1 protein-coding gene is annotated in these 850 nt (G+C 44.9%); it reads left to right on the top strand.

Annotation, left to right across the window (positions count from 1 at the left end; translation table 11 throughout):
* Positions 1 to 747: IS5 family transposase (locus tag AAC147_RS08915; protein WP_047686383.1), on the top strand; the 747-nt coding region annotated here is incomplete at its 5' end.
* Positions 748 to 850: the final 103 nt, after the last annotated feature.

Here is an 850-nt window from a genome sequence, read left to right as displayed (position 1 = left end):
CGTTTAACCGATGTCATTAATATTCCGGACCGCAACACAATTTGGTGTTTCGAAAAACGGCTCGGACAGGCAGGGGCCAATGCGTTGTTTGAAGAAGCTAAACATCAACTTTCCGCTCAGGGATTCATTCCCCGGGGCGGTCAAATCATCGATGCCACGTTGATACCGGTACCTAAACAACACAATAAGAAAGACGAGAATGAACAAATCCGTCAGGGTAAAACCCCGGATAACTGGACGACAAACAAACGATGCCAGAAAGATACGGATGCCAGCTGGACGAAAAAACACGGAAAAAGTTATTTTGGCTACAAACTCACGATTAATGTCGATGTCAAGTACAAAGTCATTCGTCAGACCGCCACAGGAACCGCCTCTGTCCATGATAGCCAATATTTTGAAGCCGTTTTGGACAGAGCCAATACGAGTCGGGATATTTATGCTGACAAGGGGTATGCCAGCCATCAGCGTGAGCAGGCGTTGAAGGAACAAGGCTATCGTGTACATATTCAGAGAAAAGCGTCACGAAATAACCCGTTATCACACTGCCAGAAAGGACGTAATAAGAAAATCGCGCGCATCCGGGCACGGGTAGAGCATATTTTGGGTTCACTCACCCAGATGGGCGAAAAATTTATCCGGACGATAGGCCAATTACGTGCCAATTTCAGGATGACGTTAATGGCGACCTGCTATGATTTGCAACGTCTGGTTTATTTTGGAAAATCGGGCATTCATGCCTTTTAATCCTCGAAAAAGGAAGAAACCACCACGATTAATAAGGTCAATTTTATTACGGTTGGTGACAAAATTGACCTTATTTTTTCACAGGAAGTTTTTAGAGGTTCCC

The sequence above is a fragment of the Xenorhabdus sp. NBAII XenSa04 genome (genome assembly GCF_963866145.1).
GTDB lineage: Bacteria > Pseudomonadota > Gammaproteobacteria > Enterobacterales > Enterobacteriaceae > Xenorhabdus > Xenorhabdus indica.
Note: the sequence above shows the minus strand (reverse complement) of the source record. Positions and strands in the feature narration are given on the sequence as shown.